We start from the raw sequence: 25526 nt of genomic DNA, 5'->3' as shown, positions 1-25526 counted from the left end.
AGCACAAGCCGTGTAGAAAAATCAAGCCGTTGTTGGCATGACTGCAACACGATTGCTAAAGTCTTTTAGAATATTATTGTACTGGATAGACGATGGAAGTTCTGTGGGCGCCATGGCGTCTCGATTACATACTGGGCCCCAAGCCTGACGAATGTGTTTTTTGCATACCGGAGAATACGTCGGAAGACGAAGAGCGATGCATACTTGCTAGAGGTGAGCATTGCTACGTGATCATGAATAAATTCCCATATAATAATGGTCATCTCATGGTCTGCCCATATCGTCATGTAAGCAATCTGACGGATTTGACTTTGGAAGAGTCCAACGATTGTATGTTGTGGCTTAGGCATAGCACCACGGTCTTGGGAAAAGCTTTCAATCCTCAGGGTATTAATATGGGATTGAATTTAGGTGAGGCTGCGGGGGCCGGAATTGCAGCGCATCTTCATTTTCAGATGGTGCCGCGCTGGAACGGCGATGCCTCATTTATGGCGGTGTTTGGAGAAACGTCCGTCATACCGGAACATCTGTCATCGACATACAGCAGGTTGAAGCCGCTGTTTGAGGAAATAACATTTTAAGGAGTGTGTCTAATGCGTTTTATCAAAGTTCTGTTCTTGCTGGCCCTTTTCGTATTTTCTATTCTGTTCTTTTCTCAGAACAATGACGTGCTATTGCAGTCTCTGCAATTGAAATTGGACATCCCATACGCCATGACTCTGCATTCTTTGCCTTTGCCTTTTGGTGTCCTGATTCTTGCTTCTTTTGTTGCTGGTTGTCTTATGACCATGGTTTACTTTGCCGTTGATAAGGTTCGCGCAGGCTCCCGTCTTAAGGAGTGCAAGACTCGTATGGCCAGCCTTGAGCAGGAGTTAAACTCCTTGCGAAACATGCCCATCAGTGAAGAACCCTACACTTCTTCTGAAGAAAAGACTGAAGAGCAGGCTTAAGGAATCCACATGGTCTGGAAGCTGTTCAGTCGCAAAAAGCCGAATGGCTACGAGCAGAAGCTGAAGGCTGCCCGTGAAGCGGGCGGCAGTGAAGCACTGCCCGTGCAGGATACTCGTGCGGCCATTGAAGAGCTTAGTCAGGTTGTTAAAAACAACCCTGAAGCCGTTGAAATCTATCTTGCCCTTGGTAGTTTATATCGTTCTCAAGGGGAGATAGAGCGCGCTATCCAGATTAGAAATAGTCTTATCGTGAGGCCGGGCCTTGACCGCAAGTTTAAGGCTCGTGCTCTCTTCGAATTAGGACGAGATTTCCGCCGTGGTGGTTTTCTAGATCGCGCCGAGAAGGCTTTTGAAGATGCCCGCTCTTTTGGGCACGACCCTACTGCGATTCATCATGAAATGGCCCGGCTAGCCGCCGAACGCGGAGCGTATGAAAAGGCTGCCGATTCTTACGGTCAACTTGCCCTTCCCTTACCTCAGGCACATAGTCTTGTCCGTTTGGCAATGGACTATTTTGAAGAAGGGCAGGACTCTCAGGCGCATAGAGCTCTTCGCCATGCAATTAGAGCTTACCCGGGTGCTGTTGAAGCATGGCTTGAGCAAATAATTCAGGCCTACAAGTGCGGTAACTCCAAAAAAGTTGGAGACATTCTACGTGATGCCCTGGAAAAAGTAGCTCCGGACCTTCGGTTTGTGCTTCTTGAAGGGCTGCTGGAAGCCACGCGTCGCGCTGAACGTGAAGCTGGCCGACTAGCAGACAATGAGCAATGGAGCAAGGTGTGTTCTGACGAGCAGCTTGCCAAGGCTGTTGTTCCGGTGATTGAACAGCAGGACCCGCATGTGTTGTTACTCTACTACGGTGCAGTCTTTCTGTTACGTGTCGATGACGTGGACAATGCCAAATCATGGTTGGAGAAGGCCTTAGTGCTTGAACCTTCGTTTTGGTTAGCACGATTAGAGTTGTTTGAACTCTCCAAAAGTGATCAGACCATGACGCCTTTTTTTAAGGAACAACTCTCATTCTTTATGGGGCATGCTCGTCGGGTTCGACGTTTTTACTGCCGTCGCTGTGGTTTAAAGCGGGACCAACTTTTTTTCAACTGCCCCCGATGCCGCAGTTGGCATTCCATTGCCTTTCGTACTGATTTCTCTCAATAATAAGAATACATATTTCTCGTGGTAAAGAAAAAACTGACCCCCATGCTTGAGCAGTACCTCCGTTTCAAGGAGGAGAATCCAGGCTGCCTTTTATTCTTTCGCATGGGCGACTTTTATGAATTGTTTTTTGAGGATGCGGAGATAGTTGCGCGTTCTGTTCAGATTGCGTTGACAAGCCGTAATCCCAATGATGAAAACCCCATTCCCATGTGCGGTATGCCTCATCACGCTGTGGAGCCATACCTCAGTCAGTTGTTGGAGAAGGGATATAAGATTGCTATATGCGATCAGGTTGAAGATCCAAAAGAAGCCAAGGGGTTGGTGAAGCGCGATGTTACACGTGTTCTGACCCCTGGTACCGTTGTCGAAGATTCCAATCTGAAATCAAAGGCAAATAACTACTTAGGTTCTTTCTATTGGGATTCTAAGAGTGGAGCGGGCGGTATTGCCTGGCTTGATTTTTCCACAGGACAATGGTCCGGTCTTCTTTCCAGGAAAGAGCCTGAATTGTGGCAGTGGATGATGAAAATCAACCCTAGTGAATTGCTTTTGCCGCAGGGGGTTAAGGTTCCTCCGCAGTACAATGAGTTGTCTGGACAGGTGACTGCAGTGCCACTCGGTGTGTATTTCGATTATTCTTCTTCTGCTAATAAAATTAAAGATTTACAAGAATCAACTGAACTTGCCATTCTTGATTTGAATGACAAGCCAGAGCTAGTTCGAGCTTGTGGAGCCCTACTTACATATTTGGAGCATACTCAGAAGAGTGACTTTGGTCATATCGGCGAGTTTAAACCTCTTAATTTAGGCAAGCATCTCCTTCTTGATGAAGTAACCGAGCGTAATCTAGAAATTTTTCGTCGGCTTGATGGTAAGCTCGGTAAAGGCACTTTGTGGAAAGTGTTGGACCGCACGAAGACCCCTATGGGGGGACGTTTGTTAGAGGCCCGCTTGCGTCAGCCGTGGCGAGATATGGCTCCTATTGAAAAGTCTCTTCAATGCGTTACGTTCCTGTTTGATCGGGATCAGTTGCGTTCTGACCTTCGTAACGCTCTTGATTCGGTTTATGATTTGGAGCGGTTGTCCACTCGTGTTTTTCTTGGCCGAGCTAATCCAAAGGATTTCATAGCGTTGCGGCAGAGCCTCAACATGATGCCCCGACTTCATAGTCTGCTGCAGAAGGAAAATTTAGAAACTGCATCTGAGCTTAAGCGTATCATCAAAAAGTGGGATGCTATGGATGATATAGCGGCTCTGCTTGATATTTCTCTTGTGGACTCCCCTCCTCCCGTTATTACGGATGGAGGTTTGTTCAAGAAAGGGTTCGATGATAATCTTGACGAACTGATTGAACTAAATGAGCATGGTGAAGATCGACTTAAGGAGTTGCATGAGAAGGAGTTGACGGCGAACGATATTCCTAAACTCAAACTCGGTTTCAACAAGGTCTTTGGCTATTATTTCGAGGTTTCCAAGGCTTTTAAAGGGCAAGTTCCCGACCACTTCATTCGTCGGCAGACACTGGTTAATAGTGAACGCTATATCACTCCAGATCTTAAAGAGATGGAGGATAAAATTCTTTCTGCATCTGAAGAGCGAAAGTCATTGGAATATAAATTGTTCCAAGCTTTGCGCGACCGCCTTGCCGCAGCCCGGAGCCGATTCCTTTTCATGGCCGATGTTATCGCCACCCTCGATTATTGGCAGGGATTGGCTGAAGCTGCTCGCATTAATGAGTGGTGTCGTCCAGACTTGCATGATGGCATGGAGATCGAGATAGAGAAAGGTCGTCATCCTGTGGTTGAAGATGCTATGGGTGCATCTAATTATATTCCAGGTGATCTGCGAATGGACAAAGAGCGCCGTATCCTTCTTATTACCGGCCCGAATATGGCTGGTAAGTCGACAGTGCTTCGACAGGTTGCTATTTTGACAATCATGGCGCAGATCGGTTCTTTTGTTCCTGCTAAGTTTGCTAGAATTGGTTTGGCTGATCGTGTCTTTTCCCGAGTCGGTGCATCTGACAATTTGGCTCAAGGGCATTCTACATTTATGGTGGAAATGACCGAGACTGCTCGTATTTTGCGGCAAGCAACCAAACGTAGTCTAGTAATCCTTGATGAGATCGGGCGTGGTACAAGCACTTATGACGGTCTTTCCTTGGCTTGGGCCGTGGTTGAAGAGCTTTCCACGCGCGCTCGTGGCGGTATTCGTACGTTGTTCGCTACGCACTATCATGAATTAACCAGTCTTGAGGGTAAGATCGAAGGGCTTCGTAATTTAAATATTGCTGTCAAGGAGTGGAAAGGCGATATCGTTTTTTTACGTAGGCTTGTGCCTGGCCCGGCTGATCGTAGTTATGGTATTGAGGTTGCAAAGCTGGCAGGTGTGCCTCGCCCTGTGGTGGAACGTGCTCGTGATATTCTTGCGAAGTTGGAAGAAAAATCGCAAGAAACTCGGTCAAAAGGGGCTGTGGAGCGTGCGTCACAGACTTTGCTTCCTGGATTTGGTGCCCCGCCCATCGAGATCAGTGAGGAATTAGTTGAGCATCCCATTATCACTCAGCTTACGGAAATTGATGTAGACGGAATGACGCCTATTCAGGCCCTTATGCTAATTAACCAGTGGAAAGATATGATTAAGGGATAGTTATGCGCCCTATTACTATAATAATACCGCTTATTTTGCTTTTTTTCTTTTCTGGTTGTGCATTAGGTAAAAAAGAATGGCCTTCTGCCGTGGAAAGTGAAGATACGTTTACCTTGAAGCTGATGGCGACAGCTGTTCAAAATAATTGTATTTTCATGAAGGTTGTTGTTGATGGAGCATCCCATCGTTTGTACCGGGCCACCATTCAATATGAATATGTGGGGGATGGCGGAGGCTGTGTTGGATGTCCGTTTGTTCCTCGAGATGTCGTTCATTTCACACGCAATCAGACTGAATTCGATATGAGCGGAAATACCTTATCTCTGAGTCTTTGTGGCATTGATCAAGATAAGGAGTATCGTTTTCGTGTTGCTGGCAAAAGTGAGTTGCCTGCTAGTCCTATCGAGTATACAGACGTTTACGTCACCACTCCTTAGGCGTTATTTCCCAAGCGGCTTATGTCGTTTGGTTTCATCGATATGCACAACGAATTAGACAAGACGAATAGTGCATGTTTCAGTGCCATAGTTTACTTATCTAAGGAGAGAGATCCATGCATCATTTTGAATATCGTGATGGCAAGCTGTTCGCAGAGGAAGTCAGTGTCACTGAGTTAGCCGTTGAGTACGGCACCCCCTTGTATATTTATTCCGCTGCTACATTTAAGCGTCATTTTCAAGCTTTTGATTCAGCTTTCGATGGGTTAGATCATTTGACCTGTTATTCGGTTAAAGCAAATTCTAACCTGTCCGTGTTGAAAATGCTTGCTGAAGAAGGCGCTGGAATGGACGTGGTGTCTGGCGGCGAACTTTTTCGTGCTCTTAAAGCAGGAGTACCAGCTGAAAAAATCGTCTACTCAGGTGTAGGCAAGCGTGCTTCCGAAATTCGTGAAGCTCTGGCTGCAGGTATTTTGATGTTTAATGTGGAGTCCCAGGCCGAGTTAGTAAAGATTAACGAAGTGGCTGGTGAACTGGGAAAAGTTGCCCAGATCAGCATCCGTATCAACCCGGATGTTGATCCGCAGACCCACCCTTATATCTCCACGGGTATGAAAAAGAATAAGTTTGGCTTGGATATTGAGAATTCCCTCAAAGCATACAAAATGACTATGGACATGGACAATGTTGAAGCCATCGGAATGGATTGTCATATCGGCTCTCAGCTGACCAATATTGATCCGTTTTTAGAGGCTCTTGATAAATTGCTGGCATTCTATGAAAAACTTAAAGAATCCGGTTTAGAGATCAAGTACCTTGATCTGGGGGGCGGCCTGGGCATTAACTACGACGAAGAGGAACCGCCCCATCCGACAGAATTCGGTAAAGCTCTTGCAGACAAGCTTGCCGATGTCCCGTTGACTGTTATATTGGAACCAGGCCGTGTGATCGCGGGGAACTCAGGCATCATGGTCACTGAGGTGGTCTACACTAAGTCCAATCCGACTAAAAACTTCCTTATCGTTGACGGTGCTATGAACGATTTGGTTCGTCCTAGCTTGTATGGTTCTTTTCATCGCATTGGCGAGGTAGTGCTGCATGGTCGTGAGGTTAAGGAGTACGACGTTGTTGGTCCAATATGTGAGTCAGGAGACTTTTTAGCCCGAGAACGCGAATTGCCGGGTATTGAGCAGGGAGAGTTGTTGGCCCTCTACTCTGCCGGCGCATATGGTTTTACTATGTCCTCAAACTACAACTCAAGGCCGCGTGCATGCGAGTTGATTGTGGACGGCGACAAAGTTGTTGTTGCTCGAAAGCGCGAGACTTACGAAGACTTGATCGCAAACGAACTCTAGAAGATAGGGCCGGGAGTTTGCTCCCGGCCCTTTTTTGTTGGAGGAGATATGGCTCGGCTCAATTCATTTTATTTTCCCGCTGAAGACTGGCCCTCCCTTGTGGGAGATACTGTATTGTTTAAAGGGAACGAAGCGCGTCATATGTTGACTGTCCTTCGTACAGAAACAGGTCAGACGGTTCGCCTATTCGATGGTGAAGGGTGTGAAGGGTTGTTCCTAGTTAAAGAAATCGACAACAAGCGAGCCTTGCTTGAAGCATTGCAAATCAATGAATTGCAACGTCCGGAAACAGGGGTGACGCTTGCTATTGGTTGGGGTAAATCCAAGCGACGCAATTATTTGTTTGAAAAGGCGGTTGAACTGAGGGCGTCAGGCATAGCCTTCTGGGATGCTCGTCGAAGTCAGGGAAAAATTCCGGATCAACCCAAAGACACATGGCGGGAGAAATGCTTACAAGCGGCCAAGCAGTGTGGCAATCCGTATATTCCTGAACTGATAACACTTGGAGATATTAGTGAGCTGGTTGCTTTTGCTCAGAGTTTCGACCATTGTTACATCGCGTGGGAGTCTGAGAAGGCAACTACTCCCTTGGCTCCGGTCCATATGAGAAGTGGCAAGTGTCTGGTAGTCATCGGCCCTGAAGGTGGCATGGAAGACAAGGAAGCAGGTCTTTTGCTGGATACAGGCTTTGAGCCGGTCACATTGGGTGACTCCATTTTACGGTGGGAAACGGCTGCTGCCTATTGTTTGAGTCTCAGCTGGTTTGCAAGGCAGGAATCGAAATGAAGTTGGAAATAGAAGACGCCCAACCATTGGCTGACCGTATACGACCTACTTCTCTGGACGATTTTGTCGGCCAGGGACATATTCGTAATCGAATTGAAGCGATAACGCAGTCTAAACGATTACCTAGCCTTCTCCTTTTCGGTCCTCCAGGGTGTGGTAAATCTACCCTTGCCCTTTTGTTGGCCAAAATATCAGGCAAACGCAGTCTGCGTGTAAGCGCTCCAGAAGCCGGCTTGACTGCGTTACGTAAGCGTTTGCCTGGGCACGATATTTTGATTCTTGACGAATTGCATCGATTTTCCAAAGCACAGCAAGACTTTTTTCTTCCCATTCTTGAAACCGGTGAGATCACACTACTGGCTACGACTACGGAGAACCCTTCATTTAGTGTTACACGCCAACTTCTTTCGCGACTTCATGTGTTGCGTCTGCGTCCTTTGAGTCGTGGAGAGTTAGCCCAGGTTGTTGTACGCGGCGCAGCAGAATTGAGTTTGGAGTTGGAAGAAGATAGTCAGCAATTATTGGCAGCCATGTCTGGCGGTGATGCTCGTACTTTGCTGAATTTACTTGAATATACTGCTCAATTGCCAAAAGATCAGCGAAACGCAGAAAAATTGCGAGAATCACTACCCGAGATAGTCGTTCGAGGTGATCGTGATGGTGACTCTCACTACGAGCTAGCTTCTGCGCTTATCAAATCTATTCGGGGTAGTGATCCTGATGCGGCCCTCTATTATCTAGCTTGTTTACTTGAAAGTGGTGAGGATCCCCGGTTTGTGACTCGTCGTCTCATTATCTCTGCCTCCGAAGATGTCGGATTAGGAGATCCTAATGCGCTGCCTCAAGCCATGGCCTGTCATCAGGCTATTGAAGCTATTGGTATGCCTGAAGGATTCATTCCTATGGCACAGACCGCAGTATATCTTGCATTGGCCCCAAAGAGTAATTCTACTTACGCAGCTTATCGTACTGCTCAAAAAGAGGTTCGTGAGAATGGCCCTAAACCTGTTCCACTTCACCTGCGAAATGCCACCTCTGCTTTGCAGAGGGAGTGGGGCTATGGCCGTGGGTATCTGTATCCACACAACTTTCCAAGGTCATGGGCAGATCAGGATTACTTGCCTAATGAGTTGACGGGGCGTAAGTTTTATCATCCCAAGGACCAGGGGGAAGAACCTCGTCTTCAAGCTTGGCTTAGACAGTTTAAGAAATCTCGTTAGTGTATGATGATCAACTAGAAACTCCTTTATCTTTTAGCGAGATAAAGGAGTTTGCTTATTCTCCACTGTAACCTGTTTAAGCTCTTTTTTTGTATAATTTTTGCCATTCATCTAAGAATAGAATGGCTGTATCCAGTTCTGATAGCTTTCCTTGCTGTTGTCTGACTGCCCAAACAATATCATCAAAAGAAGTGCTTTCTGGTAGTCCTAGTTTGCCAAGTAACTGTTTAATCTTAGTGGCGAGTTCAGGCGGGAAATTTGCTGGCAGATTTGAGTCTGTATGCTTTGGGGGCCATCCTTTCATTCGTTGGGCGGTAAATTCCAACAATGTGCGCATGCGCGTCTGATAAGTATGCTCTTTGAGCACGCGCAATTGAGATTTCACGGCAAAGGATTCACGTTCTTTTTGGTTGTTGAGAAAATAATCAATCTTTTCGATTAGTTCTTCAATTGATGCGAAGGTTGCCAGTTCGTCTTTGGCAAATGCTTCATTAAGCAGGCTGCGCTCGTCAACCAACTGAAATGCCCCGCATGCAGCCAATTCAAATGTGCGCGGGTTAACGAAGTCACCGAAGGTTACTAATTTCTTTGATTGAACGCTGGAATGCAGATTGAGATTAACTTTGGTGGCGTTGAAAATTTTCACGCAATCTTCGGGGGAAACACGTGCTCCGTTCATTTGGACAAGAGGTTCGAGAACATGGTCTCCTTCCCATTCTGTGCCCCATATTTTAATGTCGTAATTGACCATTTCCTTGAAGGCAATTCGACGATTAGGATAGCCTGCCCCCATAAATGAAATATCTGATCCGAATTTTTTCTGTTCGACAGAAGTGAGTTTTATAGGTTGGTGAAAATCTGGCTGGGCTGCCAGAGGCAGATAGAGAGCGTTTGGTTGACCAATGGCGGCTAGCTCTTCAAAGAAAGGCTCTTTTTGGATAACGGCAAAAATATCATAGAAAGGTGCAAATGATTTCCAATAGGTAAACAATCTATAGTCTTCAACAAACCACATGGCTGTTGTTACACCATCCCGCCTCAAACGTTTGAGGGCCTGATGGTTCAGTGGTGCTTGTGCCATGGCAATGACCAGATCAGGCTCAAAGGTCTCGACTTTGGCTAGGACGGATTGACTAACTACATTAAGGAAGGAGTTTTGGAGATAGCTCAATCGATCTGTAGTTACCTTAAGTGATTTGAGTGATTCGTATGCAGAGTGGAATTCAGGAGCCTCGAAGATTTCCACTATATGGTTATCCTGTCGCAAGGCCGAAGCAACGTATCTACCAATTGGGAGTGAGCCTCCATAAAGTGGTAAGACAACCAAAATACGTAAATTTTTCATGCTATAATCCAATGGATTTTCCTGGTTCGCTATCCATGATCCAGTCGTTTTCACGGTATAGACGTTGTGCGAAGACGGTTTCCATATCTGAGGCTTCCCCCTTCCCTGTTAGAAACTGTTCAATGAAAGAGCGGAATTTTATGCGTTGCTCGGCATCAGGGTCATTTCCGGCCACGGGAGTATAGACTTGTCCTAATGTGTCGAACTCAGATGTGAATAGTGTTAGATTTGTAGGACAATGCTCAGGTTTATGAGTGACAAGAAAACGCTGAAATTCTTGCGAATTGAAAGAATTACCGCATTTAACATCATAGATGCATGGAGCTGTTTCTAGGCACGGTAGGCAGTCTGTTGAGGCTTGGTACACCAGATGTCCAGTTCCATATGGGCCTGTTTCAAAGCACCATGCAGAGGACAGAAAAAAAGCACGGACAGGAGTGCCGAGATGGGCAGCCAGATGCATAGTTCCTGTATCAGGAGTCACGAGCATATCAAGAGAACCGACTATATCCACCAAGTCGGTCCATTGAGTTTTACCTGCCATGTTTGAAGTTGTTTTTTGAAGTGCAGATGGTAGTGATTTGATGACAGCCTTTCCTGCGCCCTCTTCGGCGCCCCCTCCAAGAAGTGTAATTCTTTCGGCTTGCTGACTACGTGCAAAAGTTGAAACTACTTGTGCTAATGTATTGACTGGAAGAGAACGTCGTGATTCGCGCCCAGCTAGGACTACCCCTATTCCGCCCCCTTTGGGAGATGCTATAGGATTGACTTTTTGGGGGCTGATCATATCCGGGCAATATCCGGCCCAGAAATCCACCAAGTTGATGCCAATGCGTCTATAGTCAGACCACCGCATGGCCATGGAGGGCCATATTCCTACTAGTTCCTGACCATTTTTCCATGAATACCCCTTAACTCTCTCTGGTTCAAATAACGCTGCGATACGAAAATTGAGTGGGGAAAAGTTAAGATTGAATATTGTTTCAAAATTAAGGGATGTTAATTGAGAGAAGGCAGACACATTGTCCACGAGCATGGTACACATTGCCTCCGGGCCTGTCAGGCCTGTTCCATGACAAGCAATGGAGTGAACAGTCACATTGGGGTAGATCAGTTGAGCCAATGAAGACAACGAGTTATCCACGCACAGATGTACATTTGCTTTCTCACGAGCGCATAGTGTGGCCAAAAGTCGTTTGGTCTGAATGAGGTCGCCGAATCGGGCAAGTTGTATAACTAGATAGTGTTTCATATTTTTTTGTGTCAATTTTCTACCGTATTTCCGGCAGATAATGCAAGAAGTGGGCAATTCCCGTTTTACATGTTCGCTTGCATTCGTTATCAAGAGTCATGCAACATTATCCCCTTTTTGTGAATCTGGAAAATAGGCATTGCTTGGTGGTCGGTGCCGGAGGCGTTGGAAAGAGAAAAATCCGCTCCCTGATTGATTCCGGGGCGGGGCGCGTTACTGTCATTGATACACGTCCTGCCGATGCAGAGCTTGCACATATTCTTGGTTCGGGAAATGTTGAATTCCAGTGTCGCCCTTTTCAAGATCAGGATGTAGATGGGAAGTTTCTAGTCATTGCCTGCACCTCAAGTGATGACGTCAACTCCCGGATCGGCAATATTTGTAATGAGCGTCAAATTCTTTGCAACATTGCGGATGATCCGGACATGGGCAGTTTCATCGTACCTGCTACGTTTCAGCGCGGTGATCTTGTGCTTGCTGTGTCCACATCGGGGAAGAGCCCGGCTATGGCTCGTCGGATTCGTCTGGAATTAGAGGATTATTTCGGTGATGAGTACGCTTTTATTTTAACTATAATGGGGCGTCTTCGCCCGCTTATGCTTAATTTGGGAATGGAGACTAAGCACAATACCGCTGTGTTTCGTAAGTTGGTCAACTCCAAACTTTTGGAAGCTTTGAAGCGACAAGACCTTGACGCAGCGCAGGAAATACTTAATGAATCTTTGCCCCAACCTTTGCACGCCAACATTCCGGAGCTGTTAGATGGGCTTGTTTGAACTACTGCACATCGTGATTATCGCCCTGTATGGACTGGGCACAGTGCTGTTCCTCACAGGACTTGGCACCGGCAATGATCGTTTAAAAAAAATAGCGGTCTGGCTGGCTGTCGCTGGTTTTGTCATGAATACTGTCGACTTATCGCTTGTTGTAATGCAGGATCACGCCGCTTTGTACGCGGGTAAATTTTATTTCAATATTCTGGCTTGGTGCGTACTCGCTTTGTATTTTTTCCTATGGTGGCGATTGCGTTTGGAGTTTCTCGCTATTACTGCACTGCCTTTGGCCTTACTCCTTTTTATAGCCTCGTTGGCCCTTGGTGGAGTCCGGGTGAGCATGCCGCCGGAATTGACCGCACTTTTCTTCAGTCTGCATATCGGTTCGCTTATTTTGACTTTGGGTGTTCTGATTATGGCCTTTGGGGCTGGTGTAGCCTTTATTCATTACAATAAGAAACTTAAAACCAAGGCCGGTTTGTCCAGCATGGGCAAAGATGTTCCTTCGTTGGATAAGTTTGACAGAGTTAACCGTTGGGCCGTTGTTATCGGCTTTCCACTTTATACTCTAGGTTTGTTTTCTACATTCTTTTGGTACTGGATTGCACCAGATAAGCAGTTTTCTTGGGATGTCATGAAGATCGGTTCTTTGGCAGTATGGTTTCTGTTCGCCTTTCTCTTTCACCAGCGGGTAGTGCTGGGATGGCGCGGGCGCAAACCAGCCATCCTTGCCATCTGGGTCTTTTCGGGCATGTGCATTTCCCTTATTCATCACACGATTACTTTTAGAGCCCTGCCATGAATAGAAAGATCATACTTATAGGACTCAATCATCGCACCGCAGGAGTGGATGTACGCGAAAAGTTCGCCCTGACCGATGTGGATAACTTTGAGAAAGGATTGATGGCGCATTGCCCTGTTCGCGAATGTATGTGCCTCTCCACCTGTAATCGAGTGGAGATTATTGCTATTTCCAAGCGTGTGCCTGAACGTGAAGTTGTTGAGGCAATTATTCAATATTGGGCTGCAGTTTGCAAAGGTTCCCCGGAAGTTTTGATAGATAATACTTATCAGCACAGGGAGTTAGATGCAGTCAAACATCTTTTTACTGTGGCGTGCAGTCTTGACTCTATGGTCATGGGAGAACCACAGATTCTTGGACAGCTTAAAGATGCCTATCGAAAAGCTGCTGATGAAGGAACTGCTAAAACGATCATAAATCGATTGCTTCATAAGTCTTTCTCCGTAGCTAAACGAGTGCGCACCGAAACAGCAATCGCATCCAGTGCGGTTTCGATCAGCTATGCGGCTGTTGAGCTTGCTAAGAAGATTTTTGGTAATTTGGATGGCACCCGTGCAATGATGGTTGGTGCTGGCGAAATGGCTGAATTGGCTGTCACTCACCTCCTTCAAAATGGAGTTCAGGACACGATTGTAGCCAATCGCACACTTTCTCGAGCTAAGGAGTTGACTCAATCTTTAGGTGGTGAAGCCATTCAGATTGAACACCTTCCTGATCGTTTGCATGAGGTGGATATTGTTATTAGTTCTACTGGTTCTCCAGTGTCAGTCATCAAGGCCAAAGATGTAAAAGCCGTACTCAAACGACGTAAATTTAAACCTATGTTTTTTATCGATATTGCCGTTCCACGTGATATCGACCCTGACGTTAACCAACTGGACAACGTATACCTCTACGATATTGATGATTTAAAAGAGGTTGTGGAAGATAATATGGCCCAGCGTCAGGAGGAAGCAAATAAGGCTCGTGCTGTGGTTGATGCTGAAACTATGATATTCAGCAATTGGCTCAATTCGCTGGCGCTTCAACCGACAATTGTTGATTTAGTGGACAAGAGTGAAGAAATCGCTCTTCGTGAACTGAGCAAGACCTTGAAAAAGATCGGTCCTGTGAATGAAAAGACGCGCAAGTCTCTCGAAACACTAGTGCTATCTGTTGGAAGAAAGTCCCTTCACGAGCCCATTTGTTTCTTAAAACGACGCACTCAGGAAGAAGGGGCGGCTGAGCGCTTTATTGATTTGGCTCGTCGCATGTTTAATCTTGATGACGAGACAGTACCTGTAACGGCACATCAGAATCGGAAAGCAAATACTTGCACCCCTGAAGATATTGAACATCTCATTGATGTATCAAAAAATAAGGAACAATAATGCGCACCTACCTCTTAGACGATATTTCTGAAGACGATTTTATCAAGGTTCAGAACGCTTTTGATGAACTGGATTTGCGTGGTCCTATCGATGGGATTTATTATCTGCCTATGTCCGAAGAACTTTTGCAGCAGGAACAGAAGGATCACCTAGACGAATGCGGTCCTTATTTTATGGCTCTTGAATTAGTTGATGGTATTTCTGAGAAACAAGTTCGATTGGAGTTGTTGGTTCGTGGTCGCAATAAGCTTCGTTGTTCTTGCGTCACTTATGCGACTGCTGAGCAGCGTAAACATATGATCGAGTATCTCGATCAGTTTCTGGACGAGCTTGAAATCTACGTTTAGCATGACGGGTGCGTCCATAGATATCCCGCACTCACTGCAGGAATTACCACCTAAGTGGGCGCATTTTTGCCTTCACATTGAGCAATTTGTTCGCGATGAGTTGTTCTTTGAACTTGGTCAAAAAAAGCTTGTCGTGGCTTTCTCCGGCGGAGTGGACTCAACTGCCCTACTTCTCTGTTTATATTATCTTTCCCAAAAGAATAATGGCAATATCATTGCTGCCCATCTCAATCATCAGCTTCGTCCTGAGTCGACTGATGATGCGGTGTGGGCTGCTAATCTATGCAGCCATCTTGGAATTACATACATTCAAAAGGATGTTGATGTCGCGTCGTTGGCTGAAAAGATGGGAATTGGAGTTGAAGAAGCTGGGCGAAACGCACGATATAATTTTTTTCATTCCGTAAAGGATGACAATCAAGCAGACGCTATTGCTGTAGGACACCATCTCGGTGATTTGTGCGAGGATGTGCTCATGCGTTTGATTCGCGGCACAGGGTGGCCCGGCCTGTCTGGTATGGAGGGCTGGGATGAGAAGCGAAAACTGTTCCGCCCTTTCCTTTTGACAAACAAAGGGAAGCTAGAGGCATTTCTTAGTACTATTGGTGCGACTTGGCGTGAAGACTTGAGCAATTCGGATCAGGCTTGGACCCGCAATCGTGTTAGGTGCACCTTGCTTCCTCTTTTTCTCAAAGAAAATCCCAATTTCCCGAAATCTATAGCTCGTCTTTGGAAGTTGGGCAGGATAGATAAGGCTTTTTGGGATGACTTTACTGCTGAAACACCAAGTACCATTCTTCACAAGACTTTGGAGTCTAGCCATCAGGCCGTACGGTTGAGAATGTACAAGGCTGCCCTAGATTCTATAGGTAAAGGACAGGCATTGGCCGACACTTTATTTAAGCTGGATGAGGCCTGGCAGGAAAATAGAGTGGGAGTTGTCTTTCAGTTTCCTAATGAAAAAACCGCAACAATTACATCTTCTGGTGTGGTTTTCTCCTCCAAGCATTGACTTCCTTTCATCACCGGTATAATAGCATGTGATCTTTTGCACAATGTGCCGGTTTGCACTAGTGGCATACCGATTTTTATCATCAGGAGGAGTTAATTATGAATATTCTGATTTTCGGCCCCAACGGCTCCGGTAAAGGCACCCAGGGCGATATCGCCAAGGACAAGTACAACCTGGACCACATTGAGTCTGGCGCTATCTTTCGTAAGCACATCGGCGGTGGCACCGAGCTCGGTATGAAGGCCAAGGAATACATCAACAAGGGCGAGCTTGTTCCTGATGACATCACCATCCCCATGGTTCTCGACGTTTTGGCCGGTTCCACTCAAGGTTGGCTGCTCGATGGTTTCCCCCGCTCCCTCGTTCAGGGTGAAAAGCTGTGGGAAGCTCTGCAGAAAGACGGTGTAAAGCTCGATTACGTCATCGAGATTAAGCTGCCTCGTGAAATTGCCAAAGGCCGCATCATGGGACGTCGTCTCTGCGAAAACAACCCCAATCACCCCAACAACGTTGGCATTCCCGTTATCGCACCTGATGGCGACAAGTGCCGCGTGTGTGGTGGTGCTCTGACCGCTCGTGAAGACGACCAGGACGAAGCTGCAATCGATGTTCGTCATAACATCTACTACGATGAAGAGACTGGCACAATGGCAGCTTGTAACTACTTTAAAAACCTCGATGGCGACTTCAAGTTCGTTGAACTGAACGGCGAAGATTCTATCCAGGAGATCAAGGATTATTTGATCAGCCAGCTTGACTAGTTTCTACTTTTTTAGAAATGCTTAAGACCCTTTCGAGTTTCTCGAAAGGGTCTTTTTTTGGGTTATGACACTGAGTTTATATATGTGCTATTCGGTAACATATAATAAATTAGGTAAGCGAAATGATCGCCCTATAATATCTGATCCAAAATCAGATTCTTGGTCACCGAAGTTCGCGATTATTTGAACATCGCTTGTATTTTGGATTTGGTTTATTATTCGAGTCTTATACTGCTTTGCAGTGAGTTTTCGGTCCCACTCTTCCTTGAAGAAGATTCCTGTCCAATTGTCATACCCCTGCCCTTTGAGGTTTCGTAGTGTTTGAGAACGTTGAAAGACGTTTCGGCCAGTGACTATGAAAATATCCACCCTGTCTACATATTTTGCATAAAGCGATTGTATTGGAGCAATGGCAGGAATATTGGCCATATTTACCCACTGCTCCCATAGAGACCTACGGAATTGAAATCCATTTCTTTGATAGAATGAATAGTTATTTAACAACGTGTCATCAACATCAAAAACAATGGCTGGCTTGTTATATTGCCTCGATTTAAGTGTCTTTGCGATAAAAATATCTGCTTCAATGGACAACTTAAGAACGTCTTTGTCGTATTGTCCGTTGTAGTAGGCTGCAACAGCATCCATGTTGGTTTGGAGATTAACCGGACCATTTGTCGTAGTTATCTGGGCCGTGCATCCAGTTAAAATCATTACCAAGATAATGAGGTTTAATATATATTGCTTCATAGTTCATCTATTCTAACCAAAAAAAGGGAAGGACCGCTAGGCCCTTCCCTTTTTTTGATTGATATAAGCTTAGACTGATCTAGGCTTCGGTTTCCTTAACTGCTTCGCAGCCTGGGCCGAATCCAAGTAGGATTGGGCTGGCTACGAAGATGGAGGAATATGTACCGACGACGACACCGATGAGCAGAGCCAGTGCGAAGTCGTGGATGACGGCACCACCAAGTACGTAGAGACATGCCACGACCAACAAGGTAGTCAGGGAGGTCATAATCGTACGCGACAGAGTTTGGTTTATTGATCGGTTAATAACCTTTCCAAAGGAATCACTTCCCTTCCGTGCTATGTTATTCTCACGAATACGGTCAAATACGATGATGGTATCGTTGAGCGAGTAACCAATGATGGTCAAAAGCGCGGCGATGATGGTTAGATCGAACTCTTTGCCTAAAATAGAGAAGATGCCGACTGTGATCATTACGTCATGTATCAATGCGGCAACTGCACCTAAAGCATAGTTGAGTTTGAGGTACCAACAGAGACCTACTGTGATTACCATTGCGGCCACAATTAGGAAGCCCATGTCAAAACCGAGCATACCAATTCCGTAGATAGAAAAGCCCAGAGCGGCAGCCATAATGCCTGCTGCGGTCCAACGCTGTTCAAATCGACCAGAGATGTATACGGCAATGATAAGCACTGCATAGAAAAGAGCTTCAAGAGCTTTAGTGCGCAGGTCTGCTCCTACTTTGGGGCCAACCATTTCTAAACGTTGGATTTCAAAACCGGTAGCACCAAGATTTGAGCTTAAAGCTTCGGACACCTTACCACGTACTTCCTGAGAAGAGATATCTGAACTCGAAGTTCGAATAAGGTATTCATGGTCTCCTTCCAAGCCCAAGGTCTGAATAACCAGCCCGGGGAGTTCAACCCCCTTCATGGCGTCTTTAACTTCTTTAATGTCTTGGGCCTTATCGATCTTCACCTGGACAATCATGCCGCCGGCAAAGTCGATGCCATACTTAGGGCCACCCTTGAGTGCAAGGGAGCCTACACCGGCCAGAATGATAATCGCAGATAAAATAAAAGCGATTTTCTTGAAGCCGATGAAGTCGATATTGGTATCGGGTTTAATTACTTGCAGTCCCATGATCTACTCCTAAATGCTCAGCTTGGCGTCGTTGGCGCGGTTCTTCAGGTACAAGTCGAACAGAATGCGCGACACAAAGATGGCCGTGAACATGGAGGTAATGATGCCGAGCGTTAGGGTGACGGCAAAGCCGCGAACCGGACCAGTACCGAATTGGTACAGGATGATGGCAGCTATGACTGTAGTCACGTTGGCATCAAGAATGGTCAGTGTGGCTCGGCCATAACCTTCGGCAAGTGCTGCTTTCGCAGTCAGTCCACGTCGCAGTTCTTCACGGATACGCTCAAATATGATGACGTTAGCATCTACAGCCATACCGATAGTCAGGATGATACCCGCAATACCCGGTAGAGTCAGTGTGGCGCCAAACGCAGCAAGGCCACCGAGAATCAGCATTATATTAAGACAGAGCACCACATCGGCCACAAAACCCGCAAAGCCGTAGTAAATGACCATAAAGGCCAGCACCATGCCCATACCGATAAGGGCTGACATAATTCCCTTATCGATGGACTCTTGTCCCAAGGACGGACCAACCGAGCGTTGTTCCAAGATTACAACTGGCGCAGGCAAGGATCCGGCTCGAAGGACGACTGCGAGATCGCGAGCTTCTTCACGGGTAAACTGCCCCGTGATTGAAGCGCGACCGCCAGAAATCTTCTCTTGAATGACCGGCGCAGAGTATACTTTTCCATCCAGTACAATGGCCATGCGTTTATTTACGTTATCAGCCGTGAGGTTGGCGAAGATGGTGCCTCCGCGATTATTAAACGTAATGGAAACGTACGGCTGGTTCCAAGTGTCGAGTTGAACCTTGGCATCGGTGATATATTCGCCTGTCAGCACAGAGTCTTTTTTTAGAACAATCGGAGATTCTGTGTATTCCCCGTTGGCCTGTCGGTTTAAAATGACAGACAGTTCGCGACCGGGGGCCAGAATGCCCTTGAGGGCTTTTTCCATATCAGCGATGTCGTCCACCATTTTGAATTCGAGGTGAGCGGTTTGACCGATGATTTTAATGGCTCGTTCTGGATCCTGAAGGCCAGGCAGCTGCACTTGAATGCGGTTGCCTTGCTGCTTACGAATGTCCGGCTCGGCGACGCCAAATTGGTCAATACGGTTACGGATTGTCTTAATAGCTTGATCCATAGTCAATTTGGCAATCTCTTCCTTATATTGAGGAGGAACAACCAAAGTGAACTTGACCTTGCCGTCATCCATGGACTCCATGGACTCGACATCGAATGGACTGTAGTTTTTTACAGCTTTTTCAAATTTGTCCTGCTGATCCGCCTTGAGTAAAACAATTTCGATGCGAGTGTCGGAAATGACGTTCGGACGCAGCACAAAAATTTCTTCGTCCCGTGCTGCAGCTTTCAGGTCATCGCCGAGTCGGGCGAGATTGTTGTGCATGGCCGTATCCATATCGACACCGAGGGTCAGATGAATACCACCTTTTAGATCAAGGCCGAGGTTGACAGGATTGCCGGGCAACATTTTACCCAGTGCGGACCCTGACACTCCAGGCAGGGATGGCATCATGTATGCCAAACCCAAAGCCAGTACTACCAGGGCAGTGATGATTCTCCAACGCAGACTCTGCATGAAAACTCCCTTAATAAGAACATGTTACAGCCGAAACAATAGAACTTCGTTAAACGCAAACGCGGATCGGGCCATTTCTAATAAATGGTCCGATCCGCACGGAAGTCCTATTTCCTGGCTGTCAAGCCTACTTCTTTTCGTCTGCTGCGGGTTTGCCGTCCTTGTCGGCGACGAAACCGCGCTTGATGACAACATTGACGCCCTGGGCGATCTCGATGGTGAGATTGTCACCGTCGACATCGACGATGGTGCCGAGGATGCCACCATTGGTCCACACTTTATCGCCCTTCTTAAGGGCGTCCAGCATGGCCTTGTGCTGTTTCTGCTTTTTCTGCTGGGGGCGGATGAGAAGGAAGTAGAAGATAGCGAACATCAAGACCAGCATCGGCAGCGGACCACCAAGAATACCAGCCATGCCGCCAGCCTCTGCACCACCAGCGGGCGGAGCCATTGCGTAGGCTACGGAATCGAAGAACATAGTTCCTCCCAAACAGGGTAATTAAAGTTTCTTGTCAGCTATCTAGCAAGGAACGTACAGATTGCCGTACGGGCGATGCGAGAACGGACGAATTTTTACGAAGTTCTCGCTCATTATTTCCTTGCTGTCCAGCTTCAATTCTTTGGCGTAGTCTTTGGCTAGTTCCTCAATGACTTTGAGGTCTTCGGAATCGACGGGTTGCGAGTGCAAACCTGGGCCGAGTTGTTCCTTGGGAACTTCGCCGCGAACATAGATCACGCCGCCATGCATCCCTGTTCCGAGACTTCGTCCCGCAACAGGCGCATCAGGCTTATCAGAAAACATACCCAAGAGCAAAATAATTCCGCCAGCCATGTACTCACCGAGGAAGTCTCCGGCCTTGCCTCCAACCACGATTTTTGGCTGGTGGTCCATGTATGCCTTCATATGGATGCCAACTCGGTACCCCACGTCGCCCCGGATGAATATTTCACCGCCGCGCATGGCATAACCGATGACGTCTCCCGCAATGCCTTCGATGACCACACGGCCATCATCCATGGTATTGCCTACGCCGTCTTGTGCATTATTGTGTATACGAATGTAAGGGCCGCGCATGAAGGCGGCTAGATCCTGACCTGGCACGCCGTATACATCGAAACGGATGTCACCTTCCATAGCCGTACCAATGTAGCGCTGGCCGTTACATTCTTTAATAATGAAGTGGTTAACACCTTCTTTGGCTAATGCTCGAATCTCTTTATTAAACTGCTTGTAATATGTGCGCCCTGCCGTCAGGGTTTTCTGCTTAGTTTTAGCTGTCATGTTAGTCCTCCAGGTCCACGATAACGGGTTCACCTGCCTTGGGCATCCAGACTCGATCCAATTCGGGACAGACATCGCGAACGGCGGATTCTTCACTTGACATGAAAACCATGTCGTCTTTCTCGGCTACCAGCAGCGGGCGCAACTTGATTCGGTCGTTGAGCCCCATCAAACGATTGTTGTCTGCAACGAGAATGGCAAATGGACCATTAAGCATACCTGGACCATAGGTCGCGCGCAGGGTTTTGTACAACTCCTGATCTTCTTTATCCATGCGCTCAATTTCGTCCCAGAATGGCGGCGCAAAGCATTTGGCTGCCATCTCCCAGGATAGGCCGTGTTTTCTAATGAGCAGGTCGAGTTCGTATGCTACGACTTCCGTGTCAGTCATCATGGTGCACAGGTAGTCGTGTTCGCACAAGTAGCGACGGTTGATGCCGTATGAAGATATCTCGCCATTGTGTACAATGGACCAGTTTAGGATAGTGAACGGATGTGCCCCGCCCCACCAACCGGGGGTGTTGGTTGGGAATCGATTGTGGCCAGTCCATATGTAAGCCTTGTACTCTTCCAGTCTGAAAAGATCGGCTATCTCTTCGGGAAAACCAACACCTTTGAAGGCGCCCATATTTTTACCTGAAGATACAACGAACGCACCGTTTATAGTGGTGTTTATCTTCATGACTACAGCAACAATGTAATCTTCTTCTGGTAATTCCGCGTACTCGTTAAGTGGACGTTCTGGTACAGTGACAAAGTAACGGTTGAAGGTCGGCGGATTGGGAATTGCAAGCACTCGACGAGTTGGAATTGGCTCGTAATGATGCATGTCGAAGTAGTGGCGTAGCAGCTTTTCAGTCCTTTCGATGACTGCGTCATCATCATACATCAAGTGAAAAGCATAATGGTCGGCGTGCTCAGGATAGATTCCGTAGGCTGCAAACCCTCCTCCCAGGCCGTTGCCACGATCGTGCATACAGGCCATGGCTTGGATGGGCATGTCGCCGGGGATCAACCCTCTCTTTTTGTTAATGACGCCGAATATACCACAGCCGGATATATCCTTCTCGAAATCGTAATATCTTTCAGGCGCTTTCATTTATATAATTCCTCTCACTAGTCCTGTTCTTCCCAGCCGGGATTCCAGGTTTCCTTGAAGAAATCATCAGGCCACATGAGAACGTCAGGCTCTCCTGCCAGGATTTGCTTCTTAGCGTCTTGGGGTACTTTCATCTGGAACTTCACGAAGGCAGTGTACATGCCAGCCATATCGATGTCGCCTACCAGTACATACCCAACGATCCTATCGTTCTGGAACACGAGTTTGCGGTAGCTTTTCTTCTTCTCATCAAGGGACACGGCGACCTCATAGGAGTCATCGCCATCTGGTGGATTTACAGTGCCTACTGATATTGTTGGCAGGCCATAAAAGCTGATGGAATTCATAGCCAGACTGCCGGAGAACTCAATGGCTGTGCCTGTCATGTTCTTGCCTGCGCAGAAGCCCTGGTTGTATGCGTTGGTCCAAATTGGAATAACTCGGTCATCGCCAAACAATAGATCCTTCGCCTGGGCCACGTCTCCTGCTGCGAAAATTCCTTCGGCGCTGGTGCGCATATGATCATCCACATGGATGCCGCGGTCGACTTTTATTCCAGAATCTTTGGCTAAATTGTAGTTGGGCACGACACCGATTGCGATGACGACAACGTCACACTGGAGGAAATCGCCGTCAGTCAGATGCACCCCTTTAAGGTTGCCTTCCGCATCACGTTGAATTTCCTTGGCAGAAACACCGCAACGAACATGTAACCCCACTTCTTTAAGACGGGAGCTTGCCAAAGAGGCTGCATTTTCATCAAAGGCGAGACTCAATATTCTTGGGGATAGTTCAAGGATAGTCACGTCTACGCCACGATCAAATAGGGATTCACCGGCTTTTAGACCAATAAGACCACCACCTATGACAACCGCCCTTCTGATCTCCTTTGCTTTAGAGATTAGGGTTTGAGCATGCTTCAGATTGGTAAAATTATAGACATCCGAACCTTCAGAGCCTGGAATAGGAGGAGTAAATGGAATACCTCCGGTGGCGATGAGCAAGTTTTCGAACTCAATGGACTCGCCCTTGTCGGTCTGCACGGTCTTGGCAGAAGTATTGATATCGGTGACGGTGGTCCCAAGTTTTAAGGATACATTGGATTTCTCGTAGAACTCTTGAGGCCGAAGGGCTAGGCGATCCGGGGTGATCTTACCTGCCAGTAGATAGGAGATCAGTGGACGACCGTACGCCGGAGAATCTTCTGCTCCAATGACCAGGATTTCGTTTTTGGCATCAACCTTGCGAATGCCTTCGATGGCTCCGATGGAGGCGATACCGTTGCCTATGATTACGTATTTCATTGGTATCTCCTCTTCTAGTCGCGTTCTTCGAATTTGAGAGCCAAGTTTGGGCAGGCTGCAACGCAGGCCGGGCCTTCCTTCCTGTCTGAGCAGAGGTCACATTTTATGATCTTGCTTTCTGTTGGATGGCGCTTAATGGCCCCGTAGGGGCAAGCCATGAGGCAAGACCAGCAACCTACGCATTTTTCACGGTCATAGACCGTGCGTCCTGTTTCAGGGTCTTTATGAAGGCCACCGGAGATACAGGCGGCAATGCAGGAGGGTTCGTCACAGTGACGGCAGGAAATGGCCACACAGGTATCCCCCTTCTCGAAGACCTTTTTGCAGGAGTTCAGGCCGTCCTTTGTGCGTTCTTCTCGGTAGGCAACAATCAGGTCCTTGCTTTTGGAGTGAGCTGTGATGCAGGCCAACTCGCAGAGATGGCAACCGATGCAGTATTCTTTGTCCGGATAGACTCTTTTCATATCGTCCTCCGTTTAGCGACCAGCATGCTTGATGCCGAGAATGTCGAGTTCAGTATCAGAAAGGCCTACGCCGCGCAGTTTGTCACGGTTCCCCCGCAGTGATTCAATAGAGTTAAGTCCCATGCCGCCTAGCATTTCTTCGATCTCATGTCCCCAAGCACGAATTAAGTTGGACAGTTTCTTGGCTGCAATGTCGGGATTTTGTCGTTTGGAAAGCTTGGGGTCGTTCGTTGCAATGCCCCAGGGACATTTACCAGTGTAGCAGCGTCCACAAATTGTACAGCCTACAGCGATCAAGGTTGCTGTACCGATATACACGGCGTCTGCGCCAAGAGCTATGGCCTTGATGACGTCGCCTGCGCAACGGATACCACCAGCTGCAACTATGGAAACGTTATTGCGAATGCCTTCGTCGCGTAGACGTTGGTCCACTTGTGCCAAGGCAAGTTCGAGGGGGATACCTACGTTATCACGAATCATGGCCGGAGCGGCGCCTGTGCCACCGCGCATGCCGTCTACTGTAATGATGTCAGCGCCAGCACGGGCAATACCGGAAGCGATAGCGGCCACGTTATGGACTGCTGCGATCTTAACAGAGACAGGAACCTTGTATTCCGAGGCCTCCTTTAACGCATAGATAAGCTGTAAGAGATCCTCAATTGAGTAAATGTCGTGGTGTGGTGCGGGTGAAATTGCGTCGGAACCGATAGGAACCATGCGTGTTTCAGACACTTTGTCGTTGATTTTTTCACCTGGTAAATGGCCGCCGATGCCGGGCTTGGCTCCTTGACCAACCTTGATTTCGATGCCGCAACCAGCTTTAAGGTAATCAAGATGTACGCCAAATCGACCGGAAGCAACCTGAACAATGGTGTTTTTGCCGTATTTATAGAGGGACTTGTGCAGGCCGCCCTCACCAGTGTTGTACGCTGTGCCGGTTTCAGTTGCGGCGCGTGCCATGGCTCGGTGTAAATTGAAGTTGATTGCTCCGAATGACATCGCCGCAAACATGATAGGTACGTCTAATTCGATTTGGGGTGTCAGTTTCGTCTTGAGATTAGGCTTGCCATTCTTATCTGTTTCAATTTCAACCTTTTTGGGTTTGGCTCCAAGGAAGGTCTTGAGTTCCATCGGTTCGCGAAGTGGATCAATAGAAGGATTAGTGACCTGGCTTGCGTCCAGAAGCATGCGGTCCCAGTAAACCGGAATGTCAACGGGCGACCCCATGCCAGCCAGTAGCACACCACCTGTGTCGGCCTGTTTGTAAATGTTCTGCAGAAATACCGGCCGCCACAGATTGTTGGTCCTGAAGTCGGATGGTTTGTTGCGAATGTTCAGCGCAGCAGTTGGACACAGAGCCTCGCAGCGATGACAGCCAATACATTTCGTATTGTCATGTGCCACTTTCTGGCGAGCTTCATCCCAGAAATGGGCCTCATAGGAACACTGTCGGACACAAACCTGGCAATCGATGCACAGGTCTTTGTCACGGTCAATGCAAAACTCGTGATAGTTTTTATTGACGGGTTGGAACAGCAAGTTGGGCACCTCTTTCGTTTATTGCCAAAAAAGTAATCTTTTGTTTAGTTCAACCTTGTTGGCGTTTCTTGTTTTTCACAATAAGAGCAAATAGCGCTTTGTGTGAAGAGTTGACAAAA

25 protein-coding genes are annotated in these 25526 nt (G+C 47.3%); 14 read left to right on the top strand and 11 right to left on the bottom strand.

Going from position 1 to position 25526, the window contains the following annotated elements; translation table 11 throughout:
• Positions 1-92 precede the first annotated feature (92 nt).
• From HFN16_RS15485 to HFN16_RS15450, 8 genes are all read left to right on the top strand, one after another.
• Positions 93-581 carry an HIT domain-containing protein gene (locus tag HFN16_RS15485; RefSeq protein WP_168891619.1) on the top strand — a complete coding sequence of 163 codons (489 nt, stop codon included), beginning with the start codon at positions 93-95 and terminating at the stop codon, positions 579-581.
• A 12-nt stretch (positions 582-593) separates the two neighbouring features.
• Positions 594-950: a LapA family protein gene (locus HFN16_RS15480; protein ID WP_168891618.1), complete on the top strand. Its 357-nt coding sequence runs from the start codon at positions 594-596 to the stop codon at positions 948-950.
• A 9-nt stretch (positions 951-959) separates the two neighbouring features.
• Complete coding sequence (locus tag HFN16_RS15475) at positions 960-2108, top strand: tetratricopeptide repeat protein (protein WP_168891617.1); 1149 nt, start codon at positions 960-962, stop codon at positions 2106-2108.
• Between the two features lie 42 nt (positions 2109-2150).
• Positions 2151-4757 carry a DNA mismatch repair protein MutS gene (gene mutS / locus HFN16_RS15470; RefSeq protein WP_168892388.1) on the top strand — a complete coding sequence of 869 codons (2607 nt, stop codon included), beginning with the start codon at positions 2151-2153 and terminating at the stop codon, positions 4755-4757.
• A gap of 2 nt (positions 4758-4759) precedes the next feature.
• Positions 4760-5194 carry a hypothetical protein gene (locus HFN16_RS15465; RefSeq protein ID WP_168891616.1) on the top strand — a complete coding sequence of 145 codons (435 nt, stop codon included), beginning with the start codon at positions 4760-4762 and terminating at the stop codon, positions 5192-5194.
• 116 nt (positions 5195-5310) lie between these two features.
• Complete coding sequence (gene lysA / locus HFN16_RS15460) at positions 5311-6549, top strand: diaminopimelate decarboxylase (RefSeq protein WP_168891615.1); 1239 nt, start codon at positions 5311-5313, stop codon at positions 6547-6549.
• 48 nt (positions 6550-6597) lie between these two features.
• A complete protein-coding gene (locus HFN16_RS15455; RefSeq protein WP_168891614.1) occupies positions 6598-7335 on the top strand; it encodes an RsmE family RNA methyltransferase in 738 nt (245 codons plus the stop codon).
• The gene (locus tag HFN16_RS15450; RefSeq protein ID WP_168891613.1) at positions 7332-8555 is read left to right on the top strand and encodes a replication-associated recombination protein A; all 1224 of its coding nucleotides are present in this window, start codon (positions 7332-7334) and stop codon (positions 8553-8555) included. Before HFN16_RS15455 ends, HFN16_RS15450 begins: the two co-directional genes overlap by 4 nt.
• A gap of 76 nt (positions 8556-8631) precedes the next feature.
• Here the strand turns inward: HFN16_RS15450 and HFN16_RS15445 are convergent, their stop codons facing one another.
• Positions 8632-9900 (bottom strand): glycosyltransferase, encoded by a 1269-nt coding sequence (locus HFN16_RS15445; RefSeq protein WP_168891612.1) that lies wholly within the window; start codon positions 9898-9900, stop codon positions 8632-8634.
• A 1-nt stretch (position 9901) separates the two neighbouring features.
• Positions 9902-11023: a glycosyltransferase family 9 protein gene (locus HFN16_RS15440; protein ID WP_247648356.1), complete on the bottom strand. Its 1122-nt coding sequence runs from the start codon at positions 11021-11023 to the stop codon at positions 9902-9904.
• A 227-nt stretch (positions 11024-11250) separates the two neighbouring features.
• Here HFN16_RS15440 and HFN16_RS15435 point away from each other — a divergent pair, with 227 nt between their 5' ends.
• From HFN16_RS15435 to HFN16_RS15410, 6 genes are all read left to right on the top strand, one after another.
• Complete coding sequence (locus HFN16_RS15435; protein WP_168891610.1) at positions 11251-11928, top strand: bifunctional precorrin-2 dehydrogenase/sirohydrochlorin ferrochelatase; 678 nt, start codon at positions 11251-11253, stop codon at positions 11926-11928.
• Positions 11915-12727: a cytochrome c biogenesis protein CcsA gene (gene ccsA, locus HFN16_RS15430; RefSeq protein WP_168891609.1), complete on the top strand. Its 813-nt coding sequence runs from the start codon at positions 11915-11917 to the stop codon at positions 12725-12727. The genes HFN16_RS15435 and ccsA overlap by 14 nt, the downstream gene beginning before the upstream one ends.
• A complete protein-coding gene (gene hemA / locus HFN16_RS15425; RefSeq protein WP_168891608.1) occupies positions 12724-14097 on the top strand; it encodes a glutamyl-tRNA reductase in 1374 nt (457 codons plus the stop codon). Before ccsA ends, hemA begins: the two co-directional genes overlap by 4 nt.
• The gene (locus HFN16_RS15420) at positions 14097-14444 is read left to right on the top strand and encodes a hypothetical protein (protein WP_168891607.1); all 348 of its coding nucleotides are present in this window, start codon (positions 14097-14099) and stop codon (positions 14442-14444) included. The genes hemA and HFN16_RS15420 overlap by 1 nt, the downstream gene beginning before the upstream one ends.
• On the top strand, positions 14428-15456 hold the full coding sequence (gene tilS, locus HFN16_RS15415; protein WP_247648355.1) for a tRNA lysidine(34) synthetase TilS: 1029 nt from the start codon (positions 14428-14430) through the stop codon (positions 15454-15456). Before HFN16_RS15420 ends, tilS begins: the two co-directional genes overlap by 17 nt.
• A 98-nt stretch (positions 15457-15554) precedes the next feature.
• Entirely contained in the window at positions 15555-16217 is a 663-nt protein-coding gene (locus HFN16_RS15410) for an adenylate kinase (protein WP_168891606.1), read from the top strand.
• 87 nt (positions 16218-16304) lie between these two features.
• Here HFN16_RS15410 and HFN16_RS15405 read toward each other — a convergent pair whose 3' ends face one another.
• From HFN16_RS15405 to HFN16_RS15365, 9 genes are all read right to left on the bottom strand, one after another.
• A complete protein-coding gene (locus HFN16_RS15405; RefSeq protein WP_168891605.1) occupies positions 16305-16967 on the bottom strand; it encodes an HAD family acid phosphatase in 663 nt (220 codons plus the stop codon).
• A 79-nt stretch (positions 16968-17046) separates the two neighbouring features.
• On the bottom strand, positions 17047-18114 hold the full coding sequence (gene secF, locus HFN16_RS15400; RefSeq protein ID WP_168891604.1) for a protein translocase subunit SecF: 1068 nt from the start codon (positions 18112-18114) through the stop codon (positions 17047-17049).
• A 9-nt stretch (positions 18115-18123) separates the two neighbouring features.
• On the bottom strand, positions 18124-19719 hold the full coding sequence (gene secD, locus HFN16_RS15395) for a protein translocase subunit SecD (protein ID WP_168891603.1): 1596 nt from the start codon (positions 19717-19719) through the stop codon (positions 18124-18126).
• 127 nt (positions 19720-19846) lie between these two features.
• A complete protein-coding gene (gene yajC / locus HFN16_RS15390) occupies positions 19847-20197 on the bottom strand; it encodes a preprotein translocase subunit YajC (RefSeq protein ID WP_168891602.1) in 351 nt (116 codons plus the stop codon).
• 42 nt (positions 20198-20239) lie between these two features.
• Positions 20240-21001: a hypothetical protein gene (locus HFN16_RS15385; RefSeq protein WP_168891601.1), complete on the bottom strand. Its 762-nt coding sequence runs from the start codon at positions 20999-21001 to the stop codon at positions 20240-20242.
• Between the two features lies 1 nt (position 21002).
• The gene (locus tag HFN16_RS15380) at positions 21003-22100 is read right to left on the bottom strand and encodes a glutamine amidotransferase family protein (protein WP_168891600.1); all 1098 of its coding nucleotides are present in this window, start codon (positions 22098-22100) and stop codon (positions 21003-21005) included.
• A 17-nt stretch (positions 22101-22117) separates the two neighbouring features.
• Positions 22118-23404, bottom strand: a complete 1287-nt coding sequence (locus HFN16_RS15375) for an FAD-dependent oxidoreductase (RefSeq protein ID WP_168891599.1) — start codon at positions 23402-23404, stop codon at positions 22118-22120.
• Between the two features lie 14 nt (positions 23405-23418).
• Positions 23419-23868 carry a 4Fe-4S dicluster domain-containing protein gene (locus HFN16_RS15370; protein WP_168891598.1) on the bottom strand — a complete coding sequence of 150 codons (450 nt, stop codon included), beginning with the start codon at positions 23866-23868 and terminating at the stop codon, positions 23419-23421.
• A gap of 12 nt (positions 23869-23880) precedes the next feature.
• Positions 23881-25407 (bottom strand): glutamate synthase-related protein, encoded by a 1527-nt coding sequence (locus HFN16_RS15365; protein WP_168891597.1) that lies wholly within the window; start codon positions 25405-25407, stop codon positions 23881-23883.
• Between the last annotated feature and the right edge of the window lie 119 nt (positions 25408-25526).

Source organism: Pseudodesulfovibrio sp. zrk46 (assembly GCF_012516435.1).
Classification (GTDB): domain Bacteria; phylum Desulfobacterota; class Desulfovibrionia; order Desulfovibrionales; family Desulfovibrionaceae; genus Pseudodesulfovibrio.
Note: the sequence above shows the minus strand (reverse complement) of the source record. Positions and strands in the feature narration are given on the sequence as shown.